Below are 16425 nucleotides of genomic sequence, written 5' to 3'. Positions count from 1 at the left end.
GTGGGTCCGTCGGTTCATCGCCCTCGCCCGGCCCGGTAGACCTCCAGGACGAGTTCGACGGCGCGGGCCGGGTCGTCCAAGCCTCCGGGGGCGGGCAGGGCCTCTTCGAGGACGGCTCCGGCGCCGTGGCGGGAGAGCCATTTGGGCAGGCAGCGCAGGTGCAGGGCGTTGCCGAGGTCCACGAGGTGCGGTTTGGGGCGGCTGAGCCCGGTCAGGAAGTCCTCGGCGGCCCGGCCGGTGGGTACCGCTCCGGCGGGGTGCAGGAAGACCTGCTCGGGGAGGTCCAGGGCCGCGCGCCAGCGGGCGGCGGCCTCCACGGGGACGGGTCCGGCGGCGGTGAGGTCGGCGCGCAGCCGCTCCACGGCGTCGGGCGGCAGCAGCCAGCGGCGACGGCGGAGCACCAGGCCGCGGTGGCGCAGCCGGGGGACGTGGGTGACGGGGCCGCCGCCGGGCGCGGGGCGGGTGCCCCGGGGGACGAGCGGGCGGAGGTCGACCAGGCCGTGGGGGTGGTCGCTGAGGTGGGCGCCGAGGCGGCGCGGCAGCAGGACCGGGGCGAGGAAGCCGGGGTAGAGCACGTCGAGGGGTTCGCCGGTGCCGCGCAGCCGGACGCGTACCTGGTCGGCGGCTTCGTCGTGGACGAGTTCCAGGTCGGCTTCGCCGAGGGAGGCCCAGCGGCGGTCGGGGCCGATCTCGTCCGGGACGAGGAGGGGGTGGAGGTTGGCGTTGAAGCCGCCGACGGGGCGGATCTGGGCGGCGTGCGCGCCGGGGCCGAGGGCGCGGCGGACCTGCCGGGACACTTCGGTGCGGGCGGCGGGGTCGAGGGCGTCCAGGAAGCGGCTGGTGAAGCGGCCCCAGCCGCCGTAGACCTGGTTGACGCAGAGCAGGCCGTGGCGGGGGTCGCGCTGGAGGAAGTAGGCGTAGCTGAGCGGGCGGGAGAGGGCCCAGCCGGGCAGCCGGTCGCCGAGTCCCTTGAGGAGGTCCGGCGGCAGGAGGACCTCGGGGGTGGTGGCCGGGTCGCCGTGCAGGGCGTCCCGGACGGCCCGGACGGCCTCGGCGCGCAGGGCCGCCGGCCCGTCGGTGCCGCTGGGGAGGGGGTCGGAGGGGTCGAGGGCGGCGAGCCGTCCGGCGGCTTCCCAGGCCTCCGCGATGTCCGCGCCGAACTCCCACGGGTGGGGGCAGCGGCCGCCGGGGCCGTAGCGGGCGACGAAGCGGTCGCGGACGGTCCGGCGCAGGAGGTGGCCGAGGTCGAAGAGCTCCGCCAGGGCGGTGACCTCGCCGAGCGCCTCGTGGTCGGCGGGGCCGAGGAAGCCGTCGAGGTCGAGGGGGCGCGGGGCGACGACGTCCTCGGAGACCGGGCTGAGCGGGGCGGACACCGCCGGGACGGGGCGTCCGGCGGCGGCCAGTGCCTCCGTCCAGCGGTGGGACAGGCCGGTCAGCAGGGCGGGGCGGGCGGCGGCGGGGGCTTCGGCGAAGGCGGCGGTCAGCCGGGCGAGCACGTCGAGGCGGCCGGCGTGGGCGGCGTCCTCGGCGGCCTCCTCGGCGGTGGCCCCGTCGAGGGAGCGCAGCCAGCCGGCGATGCGGCCCAGCGGATCGGGGTCCTGCGGGGGGACCGGGTCGGCGGGCACGAGCAGGCCGGTCCCGGCGAGCCGGGCGAGGAACCCGGCGGCCGCGGCCCGTCCGTCCGCGTCGCCGTCCCCGCCGCCGGGGAGGGCCGCGGCCAGCAGCTCCGTCAGGTCGTCGAGGGGTACGGGATGTCCGGCGTGCTCGGTGACGAGGGCGAGCGGGCCGGTGCGGGGCAGCCGCGCCTCGTCCTCCGCGGCCATGAGGTAGCGGCCCCCGGCGAAGGCGGTCCGGTCGCGGGAGTACGCCGCCCGCCCGTCGGCGACGCGGGCGGTGCTGGTGATCCGGTGGGGCAGGGCGGCCCGGCGGTGCGGGGCGTCCAGGAGGGCGAGGGTCAGGGCGGTGGTCAGGGTGCGGCTGGGCTGTACGACCTCGCGCAGGGGTCCCGTGAACAGCGGCGCGCGGCCCCAGGAGGGGACGGCGCGGCCCGGGGCCGCCGGCAGGGGGCCCCAGCCGACGGCCGTGAACCAGGACAGCGGGCTGGTCTTGGTGCTGGCCCGCAGGGCGTAGCGCAGGACGGCGGGTTCCTCCTTGCGGGTCCTGCGGTCCTGGGCGCCGGTGCCGGCCCGTTCGACGGCCCGTAACAGGTCGGCGCTGGTGAGCGCGACGGCCTTGGTGAGGGCCGGCTCGCGGCACAGGGCGGCGAGGGCGCGGCGTTCGGCGTTCAGGGCCCGCTCGGCGGCGGGGGCGAGGCCGGCGAGGAGCGCGGCGCGGCGGGTGCGCAGGTCGAGCCAGTGGGCGAGCCGGGGCAGCCGGTCGGGGAGGTCGCCGAGGCGCTCCAGCAGGGCGGGGCGGGGTTCGCGCCCGTTGTGCAGGGCGCGGCGCAGCGGGAGGACCACGTCGCGGTGGAGTGCGGCGGGGTGGCCGGCGCGGCTGTCGTGCAGGTCGTCGCAGAGCGGGGCGGTGCTCTCCAGCAGCTGCCGGTCGAGGTCGTGGAGCCGGGCGAGGAGGGTGCGGAAGCCGGTGGCGGCGGCCGTCTGGGCGGGGTGGGCCAGTACGGTGGCGCGGACCAGCACGTAGGGCGCGGAGGACACCCGGTAGGCGTCGGCGTCGTCTCCGGCCCCGGCCGGGGCTCCGGGCGGCGTGCCGGGTGGCTGCTGCATGCTGGTCCCCGTCCTGGGTGGGTGGGTGCGCGGGGGCTTCCCGCCGCACTCGGGGTGCGGCGGGAAGCGGGTCCGCGTCGGGATGGCAGGGGTCGGGCGAGCCGGCCCCGCGCGGGGTCAGAGGATGGGGGTGTCCACGGTCGGCTTCTGGCAGGACGAGGAGCCCTGGCAGGAGCAGGAGCCCCACGAGGCGCCGCCCTCGGGCAGCGCGACCGTGTCCCGCATGGCGGTGACGGTCAGGTCGCCGAGGTCGAGGTCCAGGTCCTCGAAGCCGAATTCGGGGGTGCGCGCGGTGTCGGACATGGGTGTCTCCCTGAGTGTGGAAGCGGAAGCCGATGGCACTGGGTGGAAGGTCCGCGGGCCGGTGAAAGGCCGCTCCCCGCGGAAGGGAATGCCGGATGTGCTCGGGTTTCGGCCCGGCCGGATATCGATCCCTTCCGGCCTGTGGAGCGGCTGACCCGGAACCCAGGATCACCTGGTGGCTCGACGGTCCGCTAGAGCCGAGATCCGGACGCGCTTGCGGACCCGTACGGCTTCTGGCGCGTTTTCGCGGAAAGAGGCGTCCCCGTCGGGGCAGATCGCGTAATTCGGGCCACCGCGGCTGAAACAACCCTGTCGCGGGAGCCCCGGAAACGGCGGCGCCCCCGCCCACCGGAGGGTGGACGGGGGCGGAGGTCGGTGGGATGTCAGTCGGAAATCAGCCTTTCCTCACCACGCTCGACTTCAGCTGCATGGAGCCGAAGCCCTCGATCCGGCAGTCGATGTCGTGGCCGTCGACTCCGTCGACGAGGCGGATGTTGCGCACCTTGGTGCCGGCCTTGATGCCGGTCGGGTGGCCCTTGACCTTCAGGCCCTTGACGACGGTGACGGTGTCGCCGTCGCTGAGCACGTTGCCGACCGAGTCCTTGATCACCCGCTCCTCGGGCGCGGTGTCGCCGGCCGCGGAGGCGGCGGCGGGCCACTCGTGCCCGCACTCGGGGCAGACGAGCAGGGCGCCCATCTCGTAGGTGTACACGCCGGAGCATGCGGGACAGGGGGGAAGTGCGTTGTCGGTCACCCGTCCAGTCTAGGGAGGCCCGTCCGCACGACGCGGCGGTGCCCCGCCGACCGGGGTCGACGGGGCACCCCGGGACACGCTCTGCCGGGAAGGGTCAGGCGACCGGGACCGGGTAGGTCGGGTACTCGACGCCGGACACGTGCTGGACCACACGGATGACCTGGCAGGAGTAGCCGAACTCGTTGTCGTACCAGAGGTACAGGATCGCGTTGTCACCGTCGACCTTGGTGGCACCGGCGTCCACGATCGAGGCGTGGCGCGAGCCGACGAAGTCCATGGAGACGGCGTCGGGGGCGGTGGTGAAGTCGATCTGGCGCTTCAGCGGCGAGTGCAGGGAGACACCGCGGAGGTACTCCAGGACCTCGTCGCGGGTGGTCTCGCGGCCCAGGCGCAGGCTGAGGATGGCGATCGAGACGTCCGGGACGGGGACGCGGATCGAGCTGCCGGTGATCGGGGCCTTGAGGTCCGGCAGCGCCTTCGCGACGGCGGACGCGGCACCGGTCTCGGTGATGACCATGTTCAGCGGCGCGGAGCGGCCGCGGCGGTCGGCCTTGTGGTAGTTGTCCAGGAGGTTCTGGTCGTTCGTGAACGAGTGGACCGTCTCCACGTGGCCGCGCAGCACGCCGTACTCGTCGTCCATGGCCTTGAGCGGCGGGACGATGGCGTTGGTGGTGCAGGAGGCGCAGGACAGGATCCGCTCGTCCGGCTTGATCGTGTCGTGGTTGACGCCGTGCACGATGTTCGGGACGTCGCCCTTGCCCGGGGCGGTCAGGACGACCTTGTCGATACCGGGGCGCAGGTGCTTGGACAGGCCCTCGCGGTCGCGCCACTTGCCGGTGTTGTCGATGAGGATGGCGTCCTTGATGCCGTACGCCGTGTAGTCGACCTCGGAGGGGTCGTTCGCGTAGATCACGCGGATCGTGTTGCCGTTCGCGACGATCGTGCTGTTCGCCTCGTCGACGGTGATCGTGCCCTGGAACTGGCCGTGGATCGAGTCGCGGCGCAGCAGCGAGGCGCGCTTGACGAGGTCGGCCTCGCCGCCACCGCGGACGACGATGGCGCGCAGGCGCAGACCGTTGCCGGAGCCGGCCTTCTCGATGAGCAGGCGGGCGACGAGGCGGCCGATGCGGCCGAAGCCGTAGAGGACGACGTCGCGGCCGGAGGAGCCCTCCAGCTTGTTCTCACCGGTGGCGCCGGCGACGGCCTCGGCGGTGAAGTCGGCCACGGAGAGTCCGCGGTCGTCGGCGCTGTAGTTCGCGGCGAGCATGCCGATGTCGATCTGCGACGGACCGAGATCGAGTGCGGCGAGCGCCTGCAGGAACGGCATGGTCTCGGTGACCGAGAGCTCCTCGCCGTCGATCTGCCGGGCGAACCGGTGGGTCTTGAGGATGCTGACCACCGACTTGTTCACCAGGGAGCGGCTGTGCAGCAGGATCGTTACATCCCGCTCGCGGTGCAGCTTCCCGATGATCGGGATCATCGACTCCGCGATCTCCTCGCGGGTCTTCCAGTTGCTGAACGAGTCCTCGTTGACAGTCACAGAGTTATCTTTCGAGCTAGGCGGCGCTCATATGGTAACCCGACCGGAATCCGACCCTTCTGCAGGGGTCAGCCGAGGCTCGGGTGGGCTTCCGGGTGGGCGTCCCACCATGTCCGGTGGAAGGCGTTGTTGTCCACGTTCGCCAGGTACGCCTCCACGGCCGCCCGGTGCAGCAGCTCCCCCTGGCGGGCGGAGACCGACGCCCGGTTCCAGGCCAGCCGGATCCGGCCGGTGATCGGGGTTCCGGCCAGCGGGCGCATGACCGTGCCCGGCACGGCGGGGGCGGTGGGCTGGCTCAGCGAGATCGCCCGGCCGGCCGCGATCAGGTCGTGCTGCATCTTGCGGTCGGTGATCCGGTAGCGCAGCGAGGGGGTGAAACCGGCCTTGGCGCAGGCCTCGACCAGGGCCTCGGGACCGCCGTCGTCGTCCTGGACCAGGGTCATCCACTGTTCGCCGCCCAGGTCGGCCAGGTCCAGCCGGGCGCGGCCGGCCAGCGGGTGCCGCGCGGACATCCGGATGCAGAACGGTTCGCGGGGCACGACGGTGCGGGCCCGGACGCCGCCGGGCAGCGGCACCTCGTAGTCGTTGACCTCGCCGTAGACGATGGCGTCGTACTGGCCTGCGCCGAGCATCCGCACGAGGGTGGTCACCGAGTTCTCCAGGTCCACCGCCACCTCCCGCCCGGCCGGGGCCAGGTCGGTGCGCGCGAGCAGGCCGTCCAGGAGCACGAGCAGGATGCAGCCGAGCCGCAGGGGTACCGGCGCCGCCGACAGCGCCCGGGCCTCGGCCCCCAGGGCGTCCATCTCGCCGAGCACGCGGCGGGCCTTGGACAGGACGAAGTGGCCCAGCGGGGTGGGCTCCACGCCGCTGCGGCCGCGGACGAAGAGCTCGCCTCCGGTGACCCGTTCGATCCTGCGCAGCTGGGCGGAGAGCGCCGGCTGGGAAACCCCGAGCCGCCGCGCCGCCGCGCCCAGACTGCCTGCTTCCGCTATCCGGCAGACGGCTTGCAGGTGCCTCAACTCCAGCTGCATCCCGGCAGCTTACGAACCGCGACCGCACGGCACCATAACCCGCGCCTTATGCCCGCAGGGATGTCCCAATCCCGCCATGCACACGCCCATACTCGGCGACGGCGTACAGCCAGACACCCCCCACACACACGATCGGAGTGGACTCGTGCAGCCCACCAGATGGACGGCGTCCGTGGCGGCCTTCGCGCTGACCGCGAGCCTCGCCGGTGCGCTGGCCGGTACCGCGTCGGCCGCGCAGCAGCCAGATCCCGTACCGCCCCGGCCCTCCCGGGCCGACCGGGCCGTGGCCGCCGCGGACGCGGCCGTCCGCAGCGGCCTGGACAGCCTGGTCAACCAGCCGCAGCAGCAGTACGACCGCCGCCTGGTCACCCCCTGGGTACAGGACCTGTTCTCCGTCGCGTACGAGCGCAGCTACCGCGGCCTGCCGGTCGTCGGCGGCGACGCGGTCGTCCTCGCGGACGGGGAGGGCAAGGTCCGCGCCCTCCAGTCGGCCTCCTCGACGGTGATCGACGTGTCGGTCACCCCCACCGTCACCGCCAAGGCGGCGGAGTCCTCCTCGCGGGCCGAGCTGACGAAGGTGGACAAGGTCGAGAGCAGCCGCCTGGTCGTCCGGCTCAAGGACGACAAGCCGGTGCTGGCCTGGGAGACGGTCCTGACCGGCGCGACGAAGACGGCGCCCAGCCGGATGCACGTCTACGTGGACGCCCGGACCGGCAAGGTCGTCGACCGCTGGGACGAGGTCGTCGCGGGCACCGGCACCAGCAAGTGGAACGGCCCGAACCCGCTGACGGTCGACACCACCGCGTCCGGCGGCACGTACTCCCTGCGCGACCCGAACCGCCCGGGTCTGAGCTGCCAGGACTACAGCACCGGCACCGTCTTCTCGAAGTCCTCGGACTCCTGGGGCACCGGCAACCCGACCTCCAAGGAGACCGGGTGCACGGACCTGATGTTCGCGGCGCAGAAGCAGTGGGACATGCTCCGCCAGTGGCTCGGCCGCAGCGGCGTGGACGGCAACGGCCGCAGCTTCCCCGGCAAGGTCGGGCTCGGCGACCTCAACGCGTACTGGGACGGCAGCTCCGTCACCATCGGCCACAACAGCGCCAACGAGTGGATCGCCGGCATCGACGTGGTGGGCCACGAGTACGGGCACGCCATCGACACCAACACCCCCGGCGGCACCAGCGGCCAGGAGTCCGGCCTCGGCGAGGGCACCGGCGACATCTTCGGCGCGCTGACCGAGGCCTACGCCAACGAGCCCTCCCCGTACGACACCCCCGACTACACCGTCGGCGAGATGATCAACCTCCAGGGCCGGGGTCCGATCCGGAACATGTACAACCCCTCGGCCGTCAACAACGACCCGTCCTGCTACAGCTCCTCCATACCGAACACCGAGGTGCACGCGGCGGCGGGACCGCTGAACCACTGGTTCTACCTGCTGGCCGAGGGCAGCAACCCCGGCGGCGGCAAGCCGAGCAGCAGCACCTGCAACCAGTCCACGGTGACCGGCGTCGGCGTCCAGAACGCCGGCAAGATCTTCTACGGCGGCATGCTGCTCAAGACCAGCAGCATGTCGTACAAGAAGTACCGGACGGCGACGCTGAGTTCCGCCAAGACCCTGGACGCGAGCTGCGACCTGTTCAACAAGACCAAGGCCGCCTGGGACGCCATCAGCGTGCCCGCCCAGTCCGGTGACCCGTCCTGCGCCCCCAGCGGGCAGGGTGACTTCTCGCTCACCCTCAACCCGGCCTCGGGCAGCGTGCAGCAGGGCGCCTCGGTGACCACCACCGTCGCCACCAGCACCACCACCGGCCAGGCCCAGCAGGTCACCCTCTCCGCGAGCGGCCTGCCCGCCGGCGTCACCGCCTCCTTCAACCCGGCCACCGTGCAGTCCGGCCAGTCCTCCACCCTGACCCTGACCGCGAGTTCCACCACGGCCCCCGGCCCGTCCACGGTCACCGTCAAGGGCCAGGGTGCCTCGCTCGCGCACACCGCCGACTACGCCCTGACCGTGGGCGGCGGCCAGCCCGACCCCACCACCCCGCCGGACATCAGCGCGGCCAACGTCCAGGCCCACCTGAACCAGCTGGGCACCATCGCCTCGCAGAACGGCGGCAACCGCCGCGCCGGCAGCGGCGGGCACACCCAGTCCCTCGCCTACATCAAGGGCAAGCTCCAGGCCGCCGGCTACACCGTCTCCGAACAGAGCTGCACCTCCTGCACCTACCCGTCGAACAACCTGATCGCCGACTGGCCGGGCGGCCCCGACGACCAGACCGTGATGTTCGGCGCCCACCTCGACAGCGTCTCCGCCGGCCCCGGCATCAACGACAACGGCTCCGGCTCGGCCACCCTGCTGGAGAACGCGCTGGTCCTGGCCCAGAAGAACCCCACCATGACCAAGCACGTGCGCTTCGCGTGGTGGACCGACGAGGAGCAGGGCCTCAACGGCTCGAAGTTCTACGTCGGCCAGCTGAGCAGCGCCCAGCGCGCCGCCATCAAGGGCTACTACAACTTCGACATGGTCGGCTCGCCCAACGGCGGCTACTTCATCAACAACCTGGGCTCCACCACCGCCGCGCCCCTGAAGGCGTACTGGACCTCGCTGAACCTCGCCCCCGAGGAGAACACCGAGGGCCAGGGCCGCAGTGACGACTACTCCTTCCAGCAGGCGGGCATCCCCACCTCCGGCTACGCGGCCGGCGCCAGCGCCCGCAAGACCTCCGCGCAGGCCTCGAAGTGGGGCGGCACCGCGAACGCCGCGTACGACTCCTGCTACCACAGCTCCTGCGACACCCCGAGCAACATCAACGCCACGGTCCTGGACCGCAGCGCCGACGGCGTCGCCTACGCGATCTGGAAGCAGGCCGTCGGCAGCGGCACCCCGGCCTCCGACTTCTCCCTCTCCACCTCCCCCGCCGCCGGCACCGCCGCGCCGGGCGGCAGCGTCACCTCGACGGTGAGCACCGCCACCGTCAGCGGCAGCCCCCAGAACGTCGCGCTGACGGTCTCGGGCGCCCCGGCCGGCGTCACCGCCACCCTCAGCCCGTCCTCCGTCCAGTCCGGCCAGTCCGCCACCCTCACCGTCCAGGTCGCCGCGGGCACCGCCCCCGGGACGGCCACCCTGACCGTGACGGGCACCGGCACCGCCACCCACAGCACCACCTACACCCTGACGATCAGCGGGGGCGGCGGCAGCTGCACCCCGGCCGAGACCGTCGCCAACGGCGGCTTCGAGAACGGCGCGAGCCCCTGGAGCACCACCTCCGGGGTCATCACCAACCAGGCCGGCGAGGCCCCGCACGCCGGCGCCTACATGGCGTGGCTCAACGGCTGGGGCTCGCCGCGCACCGACAGCGCCTCGCAGTCACTGACCCTCCCGGCCGGCTGCTCCTCGGCCCGCCTCGCCTTCTACCTGCACATCGACACCGACGAGACCGGGAACACCGTCTACGACACGTTCACCGTCTCGGTGGGCGGCCAGACCCTGGAGACCCTGTCCAACGTGGACGCGGGCTCCGGCTACGTGCTCAAGAGCTACGACGTCTCCCGGTTCGCCGGGCAGACCGTCACCCTCGCGTTCCAGGGCGTGGAGGACCAGTCCCTCCAGACCTCCTTCGTGGTCGACGACGTCACCCTCCGGGTGAGCTGACCACCCCGCACCACCTCAGGAGCCCGGTCCGGCACCCCGCCGGACCGGGCTCCGCCGCGTCCGGCCGGCCCCCGGCTGTCCATCACGGAAGGAGAGGGGCCCGGCTTTGGACACGGCGGCGCCTCCCGGGCCGCAGGGCCCTCCGGCATGATCGGTTCCCCGTACACCGATCCCAGGAGACACCGCACATGTCCGACATCGTGGTCCGCGCCGCCCGGCCCGGGGACTTCGCCCAGTGGCGCTCCCTCTACCGGGGCTACGCCGACTTCTACGGGGTGGAGCAGACCGAGGAGGCCGCCGCGACGGTGTGGGCCTGGATCAACGACCCCGCGCACGAGACCGGCGCCCTGGTCGCCGAGGACGCCGCGGGCCGGCTGCTGGGCCTCGCCCACTACCGCCCGTTCGCCCGTCCGCTGTCCGCGACGACCGGCTGCTTCCTGGACGACCTGTTCGTGGCCCCGGAACACCGCGGCTCCGGCGCGGCCGACCTGCTGCTGGCCGCCCTGCGCGAGCTGGCGGCGGAACGCGGCTGGAGCGTCGTCCGGTGGATCACCGCCGACGACAACCACCGGGCCCGGTCCAAGTACGACCAGGTGGCCACCCGCACCATGTGGGTCACGTACGACATGGCCCCCGGCGCCTGACCGCTCCCGCTCACACCTCCCCGGCGGCGTCCGCGCAGGCGGGGCAGACACGGTCGGCGTACTCCTCGGGGTACCAGGGCGAGCCGGGGTGGCCGGAGTGCCGCCAGGAGGCCGTCTCCATGGCGAAGGTGTCCCGGCCGCAGAGGGTCCGCGGGCCGCGGACGTCGTGCCGTCCCGGGGCGGTGGGCGCCGCGTGCACCCGCAGGACGTCCCGGGGGGCCGGCTCCCCGGCGGGGTGGACCGCGCCGGGCCGGTCGTACTCGTACACCACGACGGTCTCGCTCATACCCCCGACGATAGGCCGCGCACCCGCACCCCGCCGGACCGACGCGGGCCACCCCGCCCACCCGGCCCCCGAGGCCGTCTCTTTCGGATCTTGCCGGTCAAGCCCGCGTCGTTCCCCCAGCTACCGCTGGGAGGTGCCCCCAGGTGCCGTGCATCGGCGCCTTGGCGGGGCGCCGCCGTACTGGACGTACTTGGTGCCCCGCCAAGGCGGCGAGGTGCGGTGCCGGGCGGCGCGGGCCAGGCAAGATCCGGAAGAGACGGCCTGGCGCCGCCGCGGAGGTGCGGTCAGCGGCACGCGCTCGCCGCCAGCTCCAGCTCGTCCGCCCACACCGCCGCGTCCCGGGGGCCGGCGTGCGGCGCGGCCAGGGAGCGGACGCGGAAGCGGTTGCGCGGGGTCGCCGCGTCCGCCTCGCGGATCATCAGGTCCTGGAGCGCGAGCGGGATCGTACGGTCCCGGGTGAACCGCAGGAACGTGCGTGGCACCCGCCCCCACGCCTCCGGGAGCCCCCGGGCGTCCGCGTTCCCGATCGCCGCCGACTCGTCCGGCTCCAGGGTGGCGATCAGCGCCCGCACCTCGGCGTCGGACCGGTCCGCGGCCAGGGCCTCCTTGACCGCCGCGAGGAACGCGGGGTCCCCGGAACGCCAGTTGACCCGGTCGACCCCGAGCTCAGGCGGGGTCTCGACCCGGTCCACCCGCGGCAGTGCGCTGGTGGAGGCCTCCGGGGTGGACATCAGCCGCGTGGCGGAGGCGTGCCCCGTCGGGCAGAACGCGGAGGCGTACACCAGGTGGGAGATCAGCTCCGGCACCCGGTTGGCGACCGCGTTGAGGGTCACCCCGCCCATGCTCCGGCCGACCAGCACCACCGCCCCGAGCCGGGAGGCCCGCCGCACGACGCCCACGACGTGCTCGGCGAATTCGTCCAGGGTCACCGTCCCGAGCGGCGAGGGCTCGGTGCGCAGCGCCTCCAGGTCCTGCGGGGTCTGGTAGGAGAGCGGGTAGTGGGCGCCGCGCCCGTGCCCGGGCAGGTCGACGGCGACGGCCTTGTGCCCGCGCAGCCCCAGCTCGGCGAGGACGGGAGCCCATTCGCAGGAGTTCCCTCCGGCCCCGTGCACGAGCACGAACACGGGCGCCGCGCACCGCCGCTCATCCGCGTACGCGACGCCCCCGCCGGCCGCGACGGCGGCCACGGCCCCCGCCCCCGCCACGGCCGCCTTCAGCACCCCGCGCCGGGAGCGCGCTCCGGAACTCCTGGTGTCTTCGGGTTCGTTCATGCGGCGACTCTAGGCGCGGGCTCCTCCGCCGCCGGACGATTCCGGACACCCCTCACGGGGCCGCGTCAGACGATGGCCTCTCCGTCGCGCACGCCTCCGACACAGGTCCACAATCCTGTCGAGGGGTCGTACTCGACCGTTCCCCCGCCGTGCCTGCACGTGTTGGTGTCCACGTCGGCCTGTGCGGCAGGGACCCCGACACCGAGAACCGCGAATACAACGGCGGCGACAAGGCCGAGAATCCTTCTGCGCATGGGGACCTCCCGAAAAAGAGCGAGGCAGGAGTCACTTCCAGTTTCGCCCCACTCCCCGCCGGACCGCATCCGCTGTCGCCTCCGGGGGCGCTCACGCGGGTCCGGAAGCAGACTGGAGTCATGGCGAACACACCCGTGGTAGCCGTGGGACCGCCGGATGCGTTCGGGTGGCGGAAGGTCACCATCGACGACAAGCCCGTCGGTAAGGTCCGCAGCCCCAGGGGGCTCCAGAAACTGTTGCGCCGTTCCGGCATCCCCTTCTCATTCGACATCCGCTGGCACGGCGGTGACGGTACCGTGTGGCCGGACCACACGTGCCGCAGGCGGATCTGCGCTCTCCTCGTGGCGATCGGCCTCCTGGCAACCGCATACGTATTCGTCAGGATCGGCATATCGGACGCCTTCACGGCCTTGACCTATCCCGGGCGCATCACCGGGGTCATCTTCCTCCTGCTGACGGTGACCGAAATGGCGGCCGCGGCAGCCACCTTCGACTACTGGGGCAAACGGAGAATCCGGTATTCGGGGACGTTGATCCTGGTCGCAGCGGCGGCTTCCCTCTGCGCCAGTGCGGTCCTGCTCTTCGTGCAAATCAGAGGCGGGCGGTACACGCATTGGCTGTTGCTCTGGTGTGTCCTCATCCCCTGGTCCCTCTGGGCCTTGTCTGTGCTCATCCACGACCGGGCGTGGAAGGGGCTGCCCAATCCCCGGCGGATCGCGATCGGGGTGATCATTTCCACCCTCCTGGCGTTCGCCAACCTCGCGTACACCCATGTCTACATCCCCGCCACGACGTCTCCGCTGATGGAGATCACACCCGTGTTCGGCGCCCCCGCTCTCAACGAGGAGCGCACGAAGCTGTTCGTTCCGTTCCACATCCAGATGAAGAACACCGGCCGGATCCCCGTCTACGTCCTGGGCAGCATCTACTGGGTCCGCGGACAGCCCGCCGGCGCGAAGCCGCAGGACGCCGCAAAGCAGAGGGTCATCAAGTCGGACGAATTCATCCAGCCGTCGGGCAGACCCTTGAATCCGGGGGAGGAATGGGAAGAGGACGAGGTCGCCGTGATCGACAGGCCGGCGGAGGCCCCGTACGAGACGATCAAGATCGAAACCGAGGTGTGGGTGGCCCGGAAGGACAGGATGGCCATCAACGACGACTACGTGACCAAGCGGAAGGACTGGACGGTGGTGCAGAACGAGAAGACGGACAAGCTGCCCCCGGGGCCGGACCCTCCGTACTACAGATATCAGGGCATTGTCACGAACAGCAATGAAATCCTCAACATGACCCGAGGCCGGCAGCGCATCACCCTCTGGCACACGACGGACCCGGCCCATCCGTTCCTGTTCGTGCAGCTGGGGCCTCCTGAGGAGAACAAACCATTCCACCCCCGATACAGCCCGAACGAGCGGAGGAACCACGGAAGGTACGGGCTCGTCCCCGTACGCGGCTCCATGGCACAGAAGCCGTTCGCGGAACTCCTGGAAAAGGCGAAGGCGCTGGCGGAACACCGCCTCGGCACGGCGACCCCCAGCCAGGGCCCGGGCTCCGCTCCGTGACCGGGACGGCGGCCCGCATCCGGGGGCGTCCGCCTGCGCACGGCATCCGACGGTCCATCAGGTCAAGCGTCCCGGACTCTTGACTCCTTACGCGCCAGTAGCGATTCTCATGCCCACCATTGTGCCGGGCATGACAATCCATGCCTCGGTCCGACCGCGCTCTCCGCCGACCGAAGGCATGAGTGATCACCTTGACCCCTCACCCTCCCCCGCGCCCGCGCCACCGCCGTCGGCGCCCCTTCGCGCTGCTCGCGCTCCTCCTCGCCGCGTGCGCCATGGTGCTCGGGCCCGCGCCCGCCTCCCTCGCCGACCCGGCCGCCGACCCCGGCTGGTGGAACCCCACCGCCCGGCCGCAGCCGGACTCCGGCATCGACGTCACCGGTGAGCCCTTCAAGGGCACCGACGCCCAGGGCAAGGTCCGCGGCTTCGTCGACGCCCACGACCACCTGATGTCCAACGAGGGCTTCGGCGGCCGGCTCATCTGCGGCAAGCCCTTCTCCGAACTCGGCGTCGCCGACGCCCTCAAGGACTGCCCCGAGCACTACCCCGACGGCAGCCTCGCCGTCTTCGACTTCATCACCAAGGGCGGGGACGGCAAGCACGACCCCGACGGCTGGCCCACCTTCAAGGACTGGCCCGCCCACGACTCCCTGACCCACCAGCAGAACTACTACGCCTGGGTGGAACGCGCCTGGCGCGGCGGCCAGCGGGTCCTCGTCAACGACCTCGTCACCAACGGGGTGATCTGCTCGGTCTACTTCTTCAAGGACCGCGGCTGCGACGAGATGACCGCCATCCGCCTGGAGGCGCAGAAGACGTACGACATGCAGGCGTTCATCGACAAGATGTACGGCGGCCCCGGAAAGGGCTGGTTCCGCATCGTCACCGGCTCCGACCAGGCCCGCGAGGTGATCAAGCAGGGCAAGCTGGCCGTCGTCATGGGTGTGGAGACCTCCGAGCCCTTCGGCTGCAAGCAGATCCTCGACGTCGCGCAGTGCTCCAAGGAGGACGTCGACCGCGGCCTGGACGAGCTGTACAAGCTGGGTGTGCGCAGCATGTTCCTCTGCCACAAGTTCGACAACGCCCTGTGCGGGGTCCGGTTCGACGAGGGCGCCCTGGGCACGGCGATCAACGTCGGCCAGTTCCTGTCGACCGGAACCTTCTGGAAGACCGAGCCGTGCACCGGCCCCCAGAAGGACAACCCGATCGGCCTCGCGCCCGCTCCCACGGCACAGAAGGAGCTCCCGGCGGGCGTGGCGGTCCCCTCGTACTCCGCCGACGCGCGCTGCAACACCCGAGGGCTCACCGAACTCGGCGAGTACGCCGTGCGCGGCATGATGAAGCGCAAGATGATGCTCGAAGTCGACCACATGAGCGTGAAGGCCGCGGGCCGGGCCTTCGACATCCTGGAGTCCGAGTCCTACCCGGGCGTGATCTCCTCGCACAGCTGGATGGACCTCGGCTGGACCGAGCGCCTGTACAAACTCGGCGGATTCGCCGCCCAGTACATGAACGGCTCGGAGGCCTTCAGCGCGGAGGCCAAGCGTACGGACGCGCTCCGCGAGAAGTACCACGTGGGCTACGGCTACGGCACCGACATGAACGGCGTCGGCGGCTGGCCCGGCCCCCGGGGCGCGAACACCCCGAACCCGGTGAAGTACCCCTTCCGCAGCACCGACGGGGGCTCGGTCATCGACCGGCAGACCGCCGGGCAGCGCACCTGGGACCTCAACACCGACGGCGCCGCCCACTACGGCCTGGTGCCCGACTGGATCGAGGACATCCGGCTCGTCGGCGGCCAGGACGTGGTCGACGACCTGTTCAAGGGCGCCGAGTCCTACCTGACCACCTGGGGCGCCTCCGAGAAGCACCAGGGCAGCGTCAACCTGGCCGCCGGCTCGTCCGCCTCGGCGTCCACCTCCGAGTGGTGGAACCCGTTCGTCGACTACTCGCCCGCCCGGGCCGTCGACGGCGACTCCGGCACCCGCTGGGCCAGCGAGTGGAACGACGACCAGTGGCTGCGCATCGACCTCGGCTCCGCGCACCGCATCGGCCGGGTCACCCTCGACTGGGAACGCGCGTACGGGAAGGCGTACCGGATCGAGACGTCCACGGACGGCTCGAACTGGCAGACTGTCTGGTCGACGAGCGACAGCGACGGGGGCCTGGACACCGCCCGGTTCGACGGGGTGACGGCCCGCTGGCTCAGGGTCCAGGGGGTCCGGCGCGCCACCCAGTGGGGCTACTCCCTGCACGAGGTCGGCGTCTTCAGCAGCTGAGGCGTGGGGGGGGGGGGGGGGGGGGGGGGGGGGCCCCCCCCCCCCCCCCAGAAGAAAAGGGGCCCCCTGCCCCGATGTCCTCTGTGGAGGGGGTGGGGAAAGTCACCGAGGCCGCGATCCCC

11 protein-coding genes are annotated in these 16425 nt (G+C 72.3%); 4 read left to right on the top strand and 7 right to left on the bottom strand.

Translation table 11 applies throughout. The annotated features are described in order from the left end of the window. Nucleotides 1–14: 14 nt before the first annotated feature. From ACZ5NJ_RS08845 to ACZ5NJ_RS08825, 5 genes are all read right to left on the bottom strand, one after another. Entirely contained in the window at nucleotides 15–2723 is a 2709-nt protein-coding gene (locus ACZ5NJ_RS08845; protein ID WP_468763998.1) for a lantibiotic dehydratase, read from the bottom strand. A gap of 117 nt (nucleotides 2724–2840) precedes the next feature. Then, on the bottom strand, nucleotides 2841–3026 hold the full coding sequence (locus ACZ5NJ_RS08840) for a thiazolylpeptide-type bacteriocin (RefSeq protein ID WP_468763997.1): 186 nt from the start codon (nucleotides 3024–3026) through the stop codon (nucleotides 2841–2843). A 394-nt stretch (nucleotides 3027–3420) separates the two neighbouring features. Further along, nucleotides 3421–3780 (bottom strand): zinc ribbon domain-containing protein YjdM, encoded by a 360-nt coding sequence (locus ACZ5NJ_RS08835; protein ID WP_468763996.1) that lies wholly within the window; start codon nucleotides 3778–3780, stop codon nucleotides 3421–3423. Between the two features lie 94 nt (nucleotides 3781–3874). Next, nucleotides 3875–5320, bottom strand: coding sequence for a glyceraldehyde-3-phosphate dehydrogenase (locus tag ACZ5NJ_RS08830; protein WP_468763995.1), 1446 nt, complete (start codon nucleotides 5318–5320; stop codon nucleotides 3875–3877). 68 nt (nucleotides 5321–5388) lie between these two features. Next, nucleotides 5389–6351, bottom strand: a complete 963-nt coding sequence (locus ACZ5NJ_RS08825) for a LysR family transcriptional regulator (protein ID WP_468763994.1) — start codon at nucleotides 6349–6351, stop codon at nucleotides 5389–5391. A gap of 172 nt (nucleotides 6352–6523) precedes the next feature. Between ACZ5NJ_RS08825 and ACZ5NJ_RS08820 the strand changes: the two genes are divergently transcribed. Both ACZ5NJ_RS08820 and ACZ5NJ_RS08815 read left to right on the top strand, forming a co-directional pair. Beyond that, the gene (locus tag ACZ5NJ_RS08820; RefSeq protein WP_468764310.1) at nucleotides 6524–10006 is read left to right on the top strand and encodes a M28 family peptidase; all 3483 of its coding nucleotides are present in this window, start codon (nucleotides 6524–6526) and stop codon (nucleotides 10004–10006) included. Between the two features lie 188 nt (nucleotides 10007–10194). Continuing rightward, on the top strand, nucleotides 10195–10650 hold the full coding sequence (locus ACZ5NJ_RS08815) for a GNAT family N-acetyltransferase (RefSeq protein ID WP_468763993.1): 456 nt from the start codon (nucleotides 10195–10197) through the stop codon (nucleotides 10648–10650). A 10-nt stretch (nucleotides 10651–10660) separates the two neighbouring features. On the opposite strand, the gene ACZ5NJ_RS08810 is transcribed toward ACZ5NJ_RS08815, so the two are convergent. Both ACZ5NJ_RS08810 and ACZ5NJ_RS08805 read right to left on the bottom strand, forming a co-directional pair. After that, the gene (locus ACZ5NJ_RS08810; RefSeq protein ID WP_468763992.1) at nucleotides 10661–10936 is read right to left on the bottom strand and encodes a hypothetical protein; all 276 of its coding nucleotides are present in this window, start codon (nucleotides 10934–10936) and stop codon (nucleotides 10661–10663) included. A gap of 284 nt (nucleotides 10937–11220) precedes the next feature. Continuing rightward, nucleotides 11221–12207: an alpha/beta fold hydrolase gene (locus tag ACZ5NJ_RS08805; protein ID WP_468763991.1), complete on the bottom strand. Its 987-nt coding sequence runs from the start codon at nucleotides 12205–12207 to the stop codon at nucleotides 11221–11223. Between the two features lie 374 nt (nucleotides 12208–12581). On the opposite strand from ACZ5NJ_RS08805, the gene ACZ5NJ_RS08800 reads away from it, so the two are divergent. After that, entirely contained in the window at nucleotides 12582–14024 is a 1443-nt protein-coding gene (locus ACZ5NJ_RS08800) for a hypothetical protein (protein ID WP_468763990.1), read from the top strand. A 275-nt stretch (nucleotides 14025–14299) separates the two neighbouring features. After that, nucleotides 14300–16303, top strand: coding sequence for a galactose-binding domain-containing protein (locus ACZ5NJ_RS08795; RefSeq protein ID WP_468764309.1), 2004 nt, complete (start codon nucleotides 14300–14302; stop codon nucleotides 16301–16303). The last annotated feature ends 122 nt before the right edge of the window (nucleotides 16304–16425 follow it).

The organism is Streptomyces sp. NPDC032091 (assembly GCF_055580265.1).
Note: the sequence above shows the minus strand (reverse complement) of the source record. Positions and strands in the feature narration are given on the sequence as shown.

Coding starts and splice junctions, on each gene's coding strand:
- ACZ5NJ_RS08845 (WP_468763998.1), bottom strand. CDS start 2,723: ATGCAGCAGCCACCCGGCACGCCGCCCGGAGCCCCGGCCGGGGCCGGA.
- ACZ5NJ_RS08840 (WP_468763997.1), bottom strand. CDS start 3,026: ATGTCCGACACCGCGCGCACCCCCGAATTCGGCTTCGAGGACCTGGAC.
- ACZ5NJ_RS08825 (WP_468763994.1), bottom strand. CDS start 6,351: ATGCAGCTGGAGTTGAGGCACCTGCAAGCCGTCTGCCGGATAGCGGAA.
- ACZ5NJ_RS08815 (WP_468763993.1), top strand. CDS start 10,195: ATGTCCGACATCGTGGTCCGCGCCGCCCGGCCCGGGGACTTCGCCCAG.
- ACZ5NJ_RS08810 (WP_468763992.1), bottom strand. CDS start 10,936: ATGAGCGAGACCGTCGTGGTGTACGAGTACGACCGGCCCGGCGCGGTC.
- ACZ5NJ_RS08805 (WP_468763991.1), bottom strand. CDS start 12,207: ATGAACGAACCCGAAGACACCAGGAGTTCCGGAGCGCGCTCCCGGCGC.
- ACZ5NJ_RS08800 (WP_468763990.1), top strand. CDS start 12,582: ATGGCGAACACACCCGTGGTAGCCGTGGGACCGCCGGATGCGTTCGGG.
- ACZ5NJ_RS08795 (WP_468764309.1), top strand. CDS start 14,300: ATGGTGCTCGGGCCCGCGCCCGCCTCCCTCGCCGACCCGGCCGCCGAC.